This is a genomic window from Algoriphagus locisalis (assembly GCF_900116615.1).
GTDB classification, from domain to species: Bacteria; Bacteroidota; Bacteroidia; order Cytophagales; family Cyclobacteriaceae; genus Algoriphagus; species Algoriphagus locisalis.
In genome coordinates this window covers 467,511-481,616 of sequence record NZ_FPBF01000002.1, presented here as the reverse complement: position 1 = coordinate 481,616, position 14,106 = coordinate 467,511, and the positions used below count along the sequence as shown (strand labels likewise).

The 14,106-nt window shown below is 40.2% G+C and carries 11 protein-coding genes; 6 read left to right on the top strand and 5 right to left on the bottom strand.

Going from position 1 to position 14,106, the window contains the following annotated elements:
- Positions 1 to 19: 19 nt before the first annotated feature.
- Positions 20 to 1,162 carry an acyl-CoA dehydrogenase family protein gene (locus BM386_RS07040; protein ID WP_091692358.1) on the bottom strand — a complete coding sequence of 381 codons (1,143 nt, stop codon included), beginning with the start codon at positions 1,160 to 1,162 and terminating at the stop codon, positions 20 to 22.
- Positions 1,163 to 1,398: 236 nt separating this feature from the next.
- Here BM386_RS07040 and BM386_RS07035 point away from each other — a divergent pair, with 236 nt between their 5' ends.
- The 3 genes from BM386_RS07035 to BM386_RS07025 all read left to right on the top strand — a co-directional run bounded on the left by BM386_RS07035 (position 1,399) and on the right by BM386_RS07025 (position 4,296).
- Positions 1,399 to 3,342 carry a tetratricopeptide repeat-containing sensor histidine kinase gene (locus tag BM386_RS07035; RefSeq protein ID WP_091692357.1) on the top strand — a complete coding sequence of 648 codons (1,944 nt, stop codon included), beginning with the start codon at positions 1,399 to 1,401 and terminating at the stop codon, positions 3,340 to 3,342.
- 112 nt (positions 3,343 to 3,454) lie between these two features.
- A complete protein-coding gene (locus BM386_RS07030; RefSeq protein WP_091692356.1) occupies positions 3,455 to 3,742 on the top strand; it encodes a hypothetical protein in 288 nt (95 codons plus the stop codon).
- 107 nt (positions 3,743 to 3,849) lie between these two features.
- Positions 3,850 to 4,296, top strand: coding sequence for a hypothetical protein (locus tag BM386_RS07025; RefSeq protein ID WP_091692355.1), 447 nt, complete (start codon positions 3,850 to 3,852; stop codon positions 4,294 to 4,296).
- 67 nt (positions 4,297 to 4,363) lie between these two features.
- On the opposite strand, the gene BM386_RS07020 is transcribed toward BM386_RS07025, so the two are convergent.
- From BM386_RS07020 to BM386_RS07010, 3 genes are all read right to left on the bottom strand, one after another.
- Complete coding sequence (locus BM386_RS07020; protein ID WP_091692354.1) at positions 4,364 to 5,356, bottom strand: hypothetical protein; 993 nt, start codon at positions 5,354 to 5,356, stop codon at positions 4,364 to 4,366.
- A gap of 220 nt (positions 5,357 to 5,576) precedes the next feature.
- Entirely contained in the window at positions 5,577 to 6,395 is an 819-nt protein-coding gene (locus tag BM386_RS07015) for an inositol oxygenase family protein (RefSeq protein WP_091692353.1), read from the bottom strand.
- A 4-nt stretch (positions 6,396 to 6,399) separates the two neighbouring features.
- Positions 6,400 to 8,004: a solute:sodium symporter family transporter gene (locus BM386_RS07010; RefSeq protein WP_091692352.1), complete on the bottom strand. Its 1,605-nt coding sequence runs from the start codon at positions 8,002 to 8,004 to the stop codon at positions 6,400 to 6,402.
- 206 nt (positions 8,005 to 8,210) lie between these two features.
- Here BM386_RS07010 and BM386_RS07005 point away from each other — a divergent pair, with 206 nt between their 5' ends.
- From BM386_RS07005 to BM386_RS06995, 3 genes are all read left to right on the top strand, one after another.
- On the top strand, positions 8,211 to 9,611 hold the full coding sequence (locus BM386_RS07005) for an alpha/beta hydrolase family protein (protein ID WP_091692351.1): 1,401 nt from the start codon (positions 8,211 to 8,213) through the stop codon (positions 9,609 to 9,611).
- 256 nt (positions 9,612 to 9,867) lie between these two features.
- Positions 9,868 to 12,861 (top strand): HsdM family class I SAM-dependent methyltransferase, encoded by a 2,994-nt coding sequence (locus tag BM386_RS07000; protein ID WP_091692350.1) that lies wholly within the window; start codon positions 9,868 to 9,870, stop codon positions 12,859 to 12,861.
- Positions 12,862 to 12,929: 68 nt separating this feature from the next.
- Positions 12,930 to 13,481, top strand: a complete 552-nt coding sequence (locus tag BM386_RS06995; protein WP_139235865.1) for a hypothetical protein — start codon at positions 12,930 to 12,932, stop codon at positions 13,479 to 13,481.
- Between the two features lie 12 nt (positions 13,482 to 13,493).
- Here the strand turns inward: BM386_RS06995 and BM386_RS06990 are convergent, their stop codons facing one another.
- A complete protein-coding gene (locus tag BM386_RS06990) occupies positions 13,494 to 14,090 on the bottom strand; it encodes a 2'-5' RNA ligase family protein (protein WP_091692348.1) in 597 nt (198 codons plus the stop codon).
- Positions 14,091 to 14,106 lie beyond the last annotated feature (16 nt).

Genomic DNA, 14,106 nt, shown 5'->3' with positions numbered 1-14,106 from the left:
AGTTTTTAGTAAATAGGCTTTACTTCAAGATTTCTCTTGCAATCACTAATTTTTGTATCTCCGATGTTCCTTCGCCAATTGTGCAAAGTTTAGAATCACGATAAAACTTTTCAACAGGATAATCCTTGGTGAAGCCATATCCGCCAAAGATTTGCACTGCTTCGTTAGACACAGAAACAGCAACTTCAGAAGAATAATACTTAGCTTGGGCTCCTGCCAAAGTCACTTTTTCTCCACGGTTTTTGAGGTCCGCAGCTTTGAAAATCAACAAACTGGAGGCTTCTACCTGAGTAGCCATGTCGGCAAGCTTGAAAGAGATGCCCTGAAAGGAACTGATCGGTTTATTGAATTGATGTCTTTCTTTGGAATATTGAATAGACGCTTCCAGTGCTCCTTCCGCAATCCCTTGTCCCAATGCAGCAATGGAAATCCTTCCGCCATCCAGAACCTTCATAGATTGAATAAAGCCATTTCCAACTTCTCCGATTACTTGACTTTCGTGAATTTTACAATCGGTGAAAATCATCTCTGCAGTTTCAGAAGCACGCATTCCCATTTTATCTTCTTTTCTACCACCTTCAAATCCTGGAGTTCCACGTTCTACGATGAATGCGGTCATTCCATGGGAATCCCCAATTTCTCCGGTTCGTGCAATCACAACTGCCACGTCACCCGATACTCCATGTGTAATGAAGTTTTTAGCACCGTTGATAATCCAGTTTTCCCCTTCTTTCTTGGCGACAGTTCGCATATTTCCAGAATCTGAGCCTGTATTTGGCTCAGTCAAACCCCAGGCACCAAGCCACTCGCAGGTAGCCAGTTTGGGTAAATATTTCTTTTTCTGCTCTTCGGAGCCAAAAGCTAGAATGTGACCTGAGCAAAGGGAATTATGTGCTGCCATAGAAAGCCCAACGGAAGGATCCAACTTAGAAAGCTCCACAATTGCCGTTACATATTCCATGTACCCAAATCCTGATCCTCCATATTCGGTAGGGATCAGAACTCCCATCAATCCGAGGTCTCCGAGTTTTTTAAAAAGTTCTATGGGGAAATGCGACCTGTCGTCCCAATCCTTGCGGAATGGTGTGATCTCCTTGGCTCCAAAATCACGAATCATCTGCGCGATCATCCGCTGATTTTCATTTTGATTAAAATCTAGCATGTGTATTTATTTGGGTTTATCTCTACTATAAGAACCCTAAGATTCAGAAATAGTTTGGTATCAACAAATCATAGGATTCCATAGTAAATTTTATTTTTAACTCTTTCTCAATCAGATAAATAAGATTTGGGAGAAATGATCTCGGTATTCTATTCTTATTTAAATTATTCTCCACTTTTAATAGAACCTTGCTAGAGAAATCTTTTTTGACTTATTTCCCACCAAACCAATTGTTTATGTATTCTTTTTACCGATTCGTAGGGATTTGTTCCTTCATTCTATTTACGCAAATACTTTTTGCCCAGACTTCTTCCGAGTTACTGGATAGTCTCAAAACCGAGCTTTCTAAAGCAGAGAAGGCCGAAGATCGTTCTTTAATACTTTCAGAACTGACTTGGTATTATGTGCCAGTTTCTCAGGATACGGCCATTCTATTTGGAGAGGAAAATATAGAAGTGGCAAAATCTATTGGTGACCCTGTGATGCTAGCTCAAGCATACAGCGATTTGGGCTACGCAAATATGGAAAAAGGTGAGCTGATAGAAGCTAGAAAAAACTATCAGGAAGCTTTGAAACTACGCTATCAGACAGGGGATTCAACCAAGATTTACGGCACCATCACCAACCTAGGATCTGTATATCAGCGGGATTTTCAGTCTGATTCTGCTATGGTCAACTACCTAAAAGCATTGAGTTTTTTCGAGCGGACAGGAAACGATAGGAATGCTGATTTCGTGCGAAATAACATTGGGGTGATTTATCTGGAAATGAGGAATTACCCAAAGGCTTTAGAAATAATGCAGGAAGTAGCAGAATACCGAAAGGCGCAGAATGATGACTTCAATTTGGCTCATACCTTGGTGAATATTGGCAATATCAATAAGAACCTGAAAGAATTCGAAAATGCAGAAAAAAACTACTTGGAGGCACTTCAGATTTTTCAAGCTGAAGGGGGTAGCGATTACTACACTGCTACAACTTTTAATAACCTAGCTACACTCTATAATGCCCAAGGAAAAAGTGATCTCGCTATTTCTTATGCAGAAAAGGGGCTGGTGTTGGCTGAGCAGGTCGGTGCTGACTATGACTATGCGCTGATCGAATCGAATCTGGCCAAATCCTACCATGATTTGAAAGATTATCCGAAATCCAGAGAATATTACTTGCGTGCCGTGGAGCATTTCAAAACGCAAAATGCTGAGGATGATATTGCATCCATGTACCTTCTCATGTCTCCAGTGTATGCAGCCTTAAATATGCCGGATAGCTCTGCTTATTACACTTCAGCTTATGTAGATCTAAATAAGAAATTGACGGAGCAGGAGATACAGCAACTCACTACTGATCTGGAAACGCGCTACCAATCCGAGCAAAAGGATGCAGCCATTGCTCGTCAACAACTTGAACTTAGAGCCAAGAATTTTCAAGTGTATGGCTCATTGGTATTGGCAGTAGTCCTAGGCTTGGTGGGATATCTTCTTTACTCTCAGCAAAAGCTGAAAAACCGTCAACTTACTCAGGAAGGCGAATTGAAAATAGCTTTGGCACAAATCGATACTCAAAACAAGCTTCAGGAACAACGGGTGTTGATTTCTCGTGATCTTCATGATAATATCGGGGCACAGCTCACATTTATCATTTCTGCGATAGAAAACCTCAAGTATTTTGACCCGATCAAGGAAACACTCACGCATCGCTATGATTCAATTGCCAATTTCACCAAGCAAACAATCACTGAGCTTCGTGATACCATTTGGGCAATGAACTCCGGCCAAATTACCTTGGGCCAACTTTCAGCAAGAATTTCTGATTACCTGGAGAGAGCTGGAATTTCCACACTTGGAATCAACTTTGAATTTGAGGTGGATAAAAGTCTGGATCCAAACTTTAGTATGGTTTCATCTGAGGGAATACAGATTTACAGAATAGTGCAGGAAGCAATTCAAAACTCTCTTAAATACGCTTATCCCAGCCAAATAATGGTAAGTGTAGCTCAAGTTGGTGAGGATTTCCAACTGGAAATAAAGGATGATGGGACAGGGTTTGATGAGTCAACCATTAAACCTGGAAATGGATTATATAATATGCGAAAACGTGCTGAGGAGCTTGGCGGAAAGCTAGAAATAGGATCAGAAACAGGCAAAGGCACATCCGTAACACTTTTAATTCCAAAGGCATAATCCCAACAGGTGAATAAGGGATTCGATAAAGAAGGGTAAATAGTCCATTTGCCGTATTATTTCTGGCTATTGGTTTATATAGTTTTGAAGGACTACATCTTTTCATCTTTTAATGGTCCTATCCATTTTTGAAAATTACTTATTAGGCATTTTAGTCTTATTGGTTTTAGGCAGTATTGGACTGCTTCATTACCTGTTGTTTCGGGAATACGTCCGTCAGGATAAGATTCAAAGCAAACGCTTGAGAGAAATGGAAGGGCTGGTTAAAAATGAGATAAAACGATCACAAGGATTGAGTATTCAAGTTGGTGAGCTATCGCAAATCAAAGAGAAAACGCAAGAACAGCTCGATCTGATCAAACTACAGGTGGAGGCGGTAAAGAAGAAATCAGGAGAATAAATAGGCTGAACAATAGCTTGCCTTTCTCTACAAACTAGTGCGTTTGCCGTATTTTCGGATTGATGAGATTAGAAGAGCTTTGAGTATTCAAGTCAACAAACTCTCAAATGAAAAACTCTAGACTGTTTTTAATCCTTTTCCTCGCAGTTTCAATGATTGCTACTTCTTGTTCCAAAGAAGACGATGATCCAAAAGTTGGAGATTGCGGCACAGTGTGCGCAGGAACTATAGCAAGTGGCGAGTCCGCTGGTACTGTTGCTTCATCGGTAGTAGGCAAGTACACATTAACTATGCAATATGCAAAAGCGAACAGCCCTTTCCCTGATGGGACAGTTGGTGAATTCGAGGTATATGCTGACAACACGCTTTATGTGAAAATTGGAGACAAATGTGTGACGATCAGCAATCCTGCACAAAGCGGTTCTTCCGAAGCTACATTTAGAGATAAATGCGTGTTTAATCTTCGATTTGGGGTAAGTGAAAAAAATGGAGGAGGATTAAATGAAATCAATATTGGTAGCGACACCGAATTTTTAGGACAGTTTCATCCGTAACCAAAACTTAGTAAACGAAAAAAGCCCCGAATACATCTACGTGAGATGAATTCCGGGGCTTTTTTTGTTAATCGAATTTCAATACAGAATTACTTACTATATGCGAGATAATCTCTTCAATTACTTTTTCAATTAGTTCCTCGACTGGATGAAATGGTGTTCCATCAAAATACTTAGCAGTAGTGCCGGGCCCATCTGGAGAGCCATGATCAGCATCTATGGATTCCCTCCATTTTTCAGCGTGATTCTTCCACTCCTCTTGATCCACCACAGATGGCGCTGTAAACCAGACGTTCCAGGTAAGAATGTTTCCTGATTGCAACATATTTCCCGCTCCTAAATTAAAAAGTTTCATGACGAGCTGATTGAAATAGTCAACATCAGAGTTGCCTGTAGAGTTGATCTCGCCTATTTCTACCTCTACATTAGCCACAGTCCAGGCTACATCGCTATGGTCAGCAAATTCTGGGCTCTCAAATCTCTGAGTTACACCTTTGCGAAGAGGGAATTCCTTTTGGTTAGGATTACCTGGATCATAGGTGTTGACTATAATTGCATTTGCCTTATTGAATGGGAAAGGCAAACCACTTTCTTCGAACATCCTCCAGAGAAATTTCACCAATGGTTTTTGAGTTGCACTTGGGCTAAACCAGATTTTACCTACTACGGACATGTCAGCTGCCATTTCTCTCGTGTCTTCATTTGCCCAGCCTCGCTGTCCAGTTACTGTTACCTCTACATTTAAGCAGCCTATTTCCTTGATCCATAGTCCTTGCTGTGGACAGATGATTGAATAGACGCGTCCTTCATCATTGTATCCAAGGCGGGAAATGTCTGGGGCAAACATCTGAAAACACCTCTTTGGGTCAGGCATTCCTTTTTGTGTTTCCCAGCTGAATTCTGGCCACAATACTTCTTGCTGCCGCTGAAGCTTGTCGATGTTGTCCATGTTACCTAACATGGGAAGAGAGGAGAGGTCTGGATCTGGATAGGAAAAAGCTTTGTTAGATTGTTCGAATCCTCCTTTCCAATCGTTGTTCGGATTTTGAGTAGTTGACATAAAAATTAAAAATTTGTGTGAATTGATAAATAAATCAAATCGCAGAATCTCAGCTCAAAAAAGGATTAAAACGTCTCCAATGTTGGAGTTACTATTTCGCATTTATCGGATATTGCATATCAATACCATCCAAAAATTCGAGCTTCGAATGCGACTTAAAACTTCAAGAAGGTATAGAATACTATTGAAAAGTAATAGGAATTAGTTTAAAAAATGTTGACTACCAGTAAATTGGCCCTTTTCCCAGATACTTTTCGGCAATAGGCAAGTAATAATCCTTCACATCTTCCAGATCATAGATCTTTGGAGACTTGGTGTACAGGTCATATTGGTTGAAATCCAGAATCCACTCCTTGTACTGTGCATCCTGAGGAGCTTCAAACTGTGAATAACTTCCGCCGTTGTGCCAAGGGTAAAAAGAGTGGTAGCGAACCATCACCATTCCGGCTTCAGGAATGGTATTTTCAGCATGGTTTTTCAAGACTTGATAAAAATACTCATCATGCCCCCAAGCGAGTTGTAGATTGTCTAGGCCACAACCTTTCCCGTAAATCCCCAATTCGGTGTTGTAGCGAGGGTCTTTCATATCTGGGTTCAGTTTATTGAACTCAGGATAGACACAGGTGTCAGGCAGTTTTGCCCCAACCACAAATACATCTCCTACCAATCCCCACTGCTCGCCTTGACTCGTTCCATCCTCATCAGAACCGAATAAATACATCACCTTGCCAAGGTCGTGAATCAAACCAACCAGCTGCATCCAGTCAGGACGGTTGTCTGCGCGTAAGGCTTCAGCTGACTGAATCAAATGCTGCACGTTAGGCAAATCCAGATCTGGATCACTCACATCGATTAGCGCATTGAGTTTTTCCATGGCATCCCACAGATTCATCGGCTTGTCAAACTTCAGATATTTTGACTTCATCCGCTCTACATAATCGTAGGTCTGATACATGCGCATTTTTCGATAATGCTCCTTCACAGCAGCCTTGATATCGACATGATCGTAATTTCTGAATTCCTTTTCTGTAGTTTCCATAGCCTTAAGCGATTGTACCTAAAATTACATAAATAATTACTGTGATTGCAATCAAAATCCATCCCAGAGTTGTGGCATATTTCCAAGGAACTATGCTCAGTTTACCTGAATCCACCATTACAAACGGAGTTTTTACCGGGAATTGTGCAGACACCAAATGCATCACAATCAGATTGAGGATAAACTCAATCCCCCAAATATGAACGAAGTGGAGGTTGACCTGAAGTATCAAATCCATCAAAATGTAGAATCCAAGCCCAAATGCCAGTCCTGCTTTGGCTCCAGCGGCAGATACTTTTGGGAAAAAGAATCCGGCAATAATCACCGTCGCCATCGGGATAAAGAAGATACCATTCAGCTGCTGTAAAAGCTGATAAAGTCCAGCTGGAGCATTGGCCACAAAAGGAGCAACTACTATCGATACTATTGCCAAAATAGCCGAGACCCATTTTCCGATTCGAACAAGCTGCCCTTCCTTGGCGGCTTTGTTAATATAGACTTTGAAAATATCCAGGCTGAAAATAGTCGCCGCGCTATTCAAAGCACTGTTGAAGGTGCTCAAGATTGCTCCCATGATTACTGCTACAAAGAATCCAGTCATCCAAGGAGGAAGCACACGCTTGACAAGTTCTGGATAAACACTATCCTGAGAATCAAAAAGGGTATCTCCGAAAAAGTAGAAACCAATAATCCCTGGAAGCACAATCACCAAAGGAATCAGAATTTTCAAAATACCAGTGAACAACAAGCCCTTTTGTGCTTCTTTTAGACTTACGGCTCCCAAAGCTCTCTGTACGATGGATTGGTGCATGGTCCAAAAATAAAGTTGATTGATGATCAATCCGGTGAAAAGCACTTCGAATGGCAAAATGGAGTCCCGAGATCCCGGGCCAACTGAAGGCTCTGTACTGATCACATTAAATTTCTCAGGAGCATTATTGAAGACTTTGACTAAGCCATCGATCACATTTCCATCTCCAATATCCCAAAGCGCAAAAACAGGAACCAGCAAACCTGCGATGAGTAAACCAAAACCGTTAATCGTGTCTGTGTAAGCGACCATTTTCAGACCTCCAAAAATCGCATAAACTGCTCCGATTACTCCTACCACGACTACAGTGAGCCATATTCCCTCAGCCTGAGTAATGCCCAGCGTTTCTGAAATCCCGAAAATCGATTCAATATTTATTGCTCCGGTGTAGAGTACGATAGGCAAAAGTGTCACCACAAAAGAAATAATCAGCAGCAAGGAAATCAGAGCCTGTGTCATTTTGTCAAACCTCTTCTCCAAAAACTCCGGAATAGTAGTCAGTCCCATTCTCAGATATTTCGGGATAAAGTACAGCGCACCGATCACCAAAGCGATGGCGGAAGTGACTTCCCAAGCGATAATAATCGCCCCGTTTTTATAGGCAGATCCATTCATCCCCACGAGGTGTTCTGTGGAAATATTAGTCAGCAACATGGAACCTGCGATGACCACGCCCGTCAAGCTGCGACCACCAAGAAAATATCCGTCTTGAGTAGCAAGGTTTTGCTTGCGTAGCATCCAGGTAGAATAGATGGCGACGAAGCCTGTGAAGGCAAGAAAACTAAAAAGAGTAAGCAATTATTTTGGGTTGAGTGGGTTTATCGAAATTGTATTTTGGAAAAATAGGAAAATAGAATTGCTACACCAACTAAAGCTTAGCCTTGCCATAGCATTCTTAATCGAGGGATAGTCTTTGTAGAATATAGACTCCTAAAATTTACTTAATTTCCCAATTGTATTCAGTTGAAAAATTTCGACCACTACTAGCAAACCAATAATTAACCATGAAGACCCTTTCTATAGTATTACTTAGTTTTTTGATTTCCACGTTCACTTTCTCCCAAGAAATCACCGGTCAGTGGAATGGAGCGCTGAAAGTTCAGGGAACTCAACTTCGATTGGTGTTCAATATCACCAAAACAGAAAGTGGCTACAGCGCGACCATGGACAGTCCAGACCAAGCTGCATTTGGGATTCCTGTCACTTCCACCAGCTTTGAAAATAGCATTCTGAAAATCTCAGTCAGCAACGCCAATATCAACTACGAAGGAAGCCTAGGTGATGACGGTATCATCATAGGAGTATTCAAACAGGCAGGTCAGTCTTTTCCCATGAATCTTTCCAGGGAGGAAATAGAAAAAGTAGGTGTGAACAGGCCACAGGAGCCTACAAAGCCGTTTCCGTACCGTTCGGAAGATGTGATTTTTGAGAATAAGCAGGCGGAAATATTACTCGCCGGGACGCTTACCATGCCAGAGCAAGAAGGGACTTACCCAGCAGTAGTGCTGATTTCCGGATCTGGCCCGCAAAATCGAAATGAGGAATTGATGGGGCATAAGCCATTTCTGGTTTTGTCGGACTACCTGACTAGAAATGGAATTGCAGTTTTACGCTTTGATGATCGGGGGACAGCGGCTTCCACAGGTGATTTCAGTTCTGCTACCTCCGTTGACTTTGCCACGGATGTAGCTTCTGCAGTGCAGTATTTGCAGGCAAGACCAGAAATAGACAAAAGTAAAATCGGCCTTGTGGGGCATAGTGAAGGTGGAATTATCGCACCGATGGTGGCTGCTGATTCTGATGACATTGACTTTATCGTGCTACTTGCCGGTACCGGAATTCGGGGAGACAAGTTACTTCTGGCTCAGCAGGAACTTATCGGGGAAGTATCCGGGATGAGCCCCAGTCAGTTGGCTGAAAATGATATGATCAGCAGAAAAGCATTTGAAATCATGGTAAAAGAGCAAAGTGACGATGAGCTACAAAGTGGCATTAAAGCCTACATGACTCAGGTGTTCCGAAATATCCCTGCTGAAAATATTCCCGGAGGAATGAGCGAGGAGGAGTTTGTCTCGGCTCAAGTAAGTCAACTCACGAGTCCTTGGATGCAGTATTTCATCAAATACGATCCTGCCCCGGCTCTGGAAAAAGTAAGCTGTCCGGTACTGGCAATCAATGGAGAGAAAGACCTCCAAGTCCCAGCGCAAGAGAATCTGGAAGCAATCAAAGCTGCCTTGGCAAAAGGAGGTAATACGAATGTGACTACGATTGAAATACCTGGGTTGAATCACCTATTTCAAGAAGCGGAGACTGGCTCACCAAGCGAGTATGCCGAGATAGAGCAGACCTTCTCTCCAGAAGCTCTTGAGGTTGTTACCAATTGGATCAAAGAGCAGGTGAAGTGATTTATTTCTGCTGGTACATCAGAATACATTAATATGGGATGTATTTCTTTTTGCCAATGTGCATCTAGAGAGAAAGAGCAAAATTTGTCAGGGACTTTGTTCTTTTTTATGGAGTACACTTAAGGCTAAAGAAAGATTGACAGACTATGTCGCAGGCATTTATTGCTTAGTATTTCAAGCTATTTGGTATAAATTTGGGATGAGACTCCTCAAAATAACATTGAACATCTTTCGAGAAGACTCTGATTTTTGAATTATGAAAACCCAAATCCTCGATTTTACAGAAGACAATGGACTTGTTCTGTGTAGCAAAGGTTCAGCTGCTCAGAACAACTATGAACGCTTGTATATTTCCGAGGTGAAAAAACTTAATGCCTACGCAGTTTTTTTCAGAAGATTTTTTAAAACTAAGGAGGATATAGCAGCTTATAAGTCTGAGCCAGTAGTTTGTGTGTTCCAAGAGGTCGATGTTCCTGTTAACAGTCCCAGGCATAAAGAAATACATGCAGCGCTCTGGAGTGAGGGCAAAATTGACGTTTATATCATATCAGGAAAAACGAGATTAGATATTTACAATGCCAGAAATCCAGCTGAAAAAGTCAGAGAAAATGAACTGTCTTTAGAGAATTTGAAATTTACCGAAGATGCAGTAAAAGCACTTGATAAGGAACATAGCGCAGCACATCTATTTGGAACAGGGACATTTTGGGAACAAATAGAAAATCAAAACCAGATAAATTTTGAAAAGAGTCCGTACGTGCATCTTATCAATTATCTGATGAAAGTCAGAAAGGGTTTCAATGAGAGAAGTAAAAAACTAGAACAAGAAACCATAGACAAGATATTGGTCCTAAGTATCTTGGTGAAGTTCTTGGAAGAAAAAAAGGATTTAGGTCAATCAACTCTCGATGAGATATTCTCCAAATATCAAGTACATAGTTTTGTTGAAGCGGTAGAAAACGGAAAGCTTTTGAATGTTCTTGGTGATCTTTCTACAGAATTCAACGGAAGGATTTTTGATCAATTTACTCCTTTAGAAAAAGAGCAAATTGAGAAGACAGATTTGAGCTTGTTTGCTCAGTTTCTGAGAGCTGAAAGCGACCTTAATACTCAGCAGCTTTTTTTATGGAAACAATATAGTTTTCAACATTTACCTGCAGAGGTAATTAGCGCTATTTACGAAAACTTTATTCAAGAGGAAGCTCAACGAGATGGAAAAGGCCGTGAGAAAGGTGTGGTTTACACTCCTATTCATTTGGTCAATTTCATGGTGGATGAAGTAATGCCACTTGAAAACCCTCCATCATCTTTTACAGATAATGGAATTTATAAGATTTTGGACCCTACATGTGGATCAGGCGTTTTTCTAGTTGCCGCGTACAAAAGATTATTACAGTGGTGGGCAATCGCTAAGAGTGATGAGATTGGAGAAATTCAATATCCAGATGCATGGACTGCGCAGAAAATAATGGAGGATAATATTTTCGGTGTTGACGTGAAAAGGACTGCTGTCCGCGTGACCATATTCGGCCTTACTACAGCTTTATTGGATTATTTAACTCCCAAAGAAGTGTGGAGGAAATTGAAGTTTAAAGACCTAAGCACCAAAAACATTGTAGAAGTTAAGCCACCCACAGGCTTTTTCAAATGGGCTCTGGATGCTAAAAATGAAGGAAGGCATTTTTCTTTAGTAATTGGGAATCCTCCATTTAATCCAGAAAAAAATGTTTCGAAAGAAAAGGTGCTGGATCAAAAAATTCTTGATTCTTTGGGGTTAAAACATCCTAGAATTCCGAGAAAAAACTTTGCACTACATTTCTTTGAGGCTTCCATGTTGTTAGCGGATCGTATTTGTATGATCATACCATCCAATGTGATTTTGTATGACAAATCCAGTGAGGCTAAAGATTATAGAGAAAGTCTTTTTACTAATTATTCCGTATCTGATATTTATGATTTTACTCATTTAAGAGAATCTCTTTTTGTGAAAAAGGGAAGCGGAAAAAAGGTTGGTAGAACACCTGTGGTAACCCTCTTTGCTGAGAACAAGCCCTCTGAATTCAAATCAATAAACCATACGGTCGTAAAACGTACAATTTCTGTAGAACAGAAGGTACGTTTTGAAATTGATGAATATGACAGACATCTTGTAAAATGGAACTGGGCGGTTGATTCAGAAAAGCAATTTGTATGGAAAACAAATTTGCTAGGTGGAGGGAGGTTGTTTCATTTGATTCACAACTTAAGTCTTCTTCCTACATTGAAGAGGTATATTTATAGAAAAAAAGAAGAGAATTCTAAATGGAAATATAGTTCAGGGTATAAAGTTGGTGGGAGTACTACAAAAAAATATCTTGCACCTTATCTGACAGGTAAAAATACATTGGACACAAAAAGAAAATTCAATAGGGAATTAGGCTTTTCTTTTGTTGAGGAGATTAACAAAGAATTCGAGGCACCTAGAACCAAAGAATTATATGAGCCACCTGTTTTGATTTTGGCAGAAGTTCTGGGTTTAGAATCGATTCCAATGCAATTATTCACAAATTCTCAACCATTTAATATAAGTTTTGTAGGAATACACGCACCGCTGAAAGAGGACTTAATTAAAATTAAATCCTATATAGAGGATAATTATAAGCTGCTGAAAGCTTACATGCTAGCAACTAGTTCAAAGCTTCTAATTAATAAAGAAACAACAATTGTAAAAGAGGATTTGGATATGATTCCTTTTGCAACCAAGGAGGATTTGATAACAATTTCAGATGCAGATCAAATTTTATTAGATGACCTATTAACTTATGAGATACACCTTGGCAAAGCCATAACGAAAAACTCTAGCGGCGCAATCCTCCATCATCCAGTAAAAGAAAAGCAACTTAAAGAATATGGAGAAGCAATCTGCTCGGAATTAAATGATATCTATGCTAAGGGTGGAAACAGCTGGCAGTCAGGCAGGATATATAGAATGCCTTCCTATTCAGTTTATCAAATTGGGTTTGGCGTCGATGGAAAGTTGAAACAAGAGTTTGTTGCCAATCAATTAGATGATTCTGTTCAGAGTCTAATCAACCATGATACTACCAACCGAGGAGCAGCTTACAAGCGAATCGTTCGATTATATGATCATGTTGATGGATTTGATTGTGTTTACTTAATCAAGCCGAATGCTTTACGTTATTGGCTAAAGTCCATCGCCTTGAGAGATGCAGACGAAACTTTTTCGGATTTTAAAGCTGAGGGATATTAAGTATGTCAGGGGTCTCATCTTTTAAAAACCTTCAATCTTCTCATTTAGTAAATGACCTGATAGCATACTTGGAAGTAGAATTGCCAAATTTCACTTCTTCAGATGAATTCGTTGAAATTCTGGCGGTGAAGAAAAATGAAAATCAGCATTCAACGGCGTTCTGCGTTTATATGACCAATAAATGTGCTTCTAGATTTTGCTTTCAAAGGGAAAATGCTCAGAGGAGTAGTAGTACAGTAGATATTGGTGTTTATAAAGGAGCCAATTTATTTTTTACAATAGAAGCCAAAGTTCTTCCTACGCCCAAAGACTCAAAAAGGGAAGAGTACGAATATGTCTTTGGCAAAGGGGGAGGAATTGAACGTTTTAGGAAGGAAGATCATGGAGTGAACAATAGGAATAACTTATTGCCTGAAGGTGGTATGATAGCTTATGTTAAAACACAGGATTTCAATCACTGGTTTTCAGCTATTAATCAATGGGTCTCAGATGCTTCTTGGTCAGAAGAGGAAAAACTTCAAATAGTGTTCTTTGATAAGATTGCTCGATTGAAATCAAATCATTTAAGAAAAGGGGGCTCAAAGGTTGCATTGCATCATTTCTGGGTGTATGTAAGCTAAACCATTTATCTCTCATTTGAAAATCGTTTCAAAATCCAAGCTGAGTTGCTGGATTGCTATTTCCTCTCCAGTGAAAGGTATAGTGGCAATCTTATCGAATTTCCGGATTCGCTTGGTGTTTATTGGACGTCTTAAAAGCGTTAATTCATTCACTTCAAAAGACGCTCCGATCTCATGATTTTGCCAATCAGTCCAAGCTAGAGCATGTTGTTCCGCAGTCATTCCTCTAGCAATTGAGATATGAGGAGTTTTATGAAATTGTGGTTTGTAGAGCAATGGGTTGGTAAACTGACTAAGCTCCGTTATAATTTGCACGAGGTGATACTTATTGAAAATATCGACAAACACAGTATTAGGAAATTGACCGATTCCGTTTAGTTCTGCTTTAAATGGCTCCACAGTTTTTCCAAATCGTTTGAGGTTTTCAATAAGTCGAGTTTCCCAGTAACTTGATTGCAGGCAGTTCATAATACTGATATGCGGCTTGAAAATGTCCGCCATTGTACAGCCGTACTTTTTCGTAAAATGTTGTTTGTACGGCATGATCAACTCACAGATTTTCTGATTTGGTGAGATGATCAGAAAGTATTCATAGATATTGAGTTTCATCGTTTTTTATAATTTT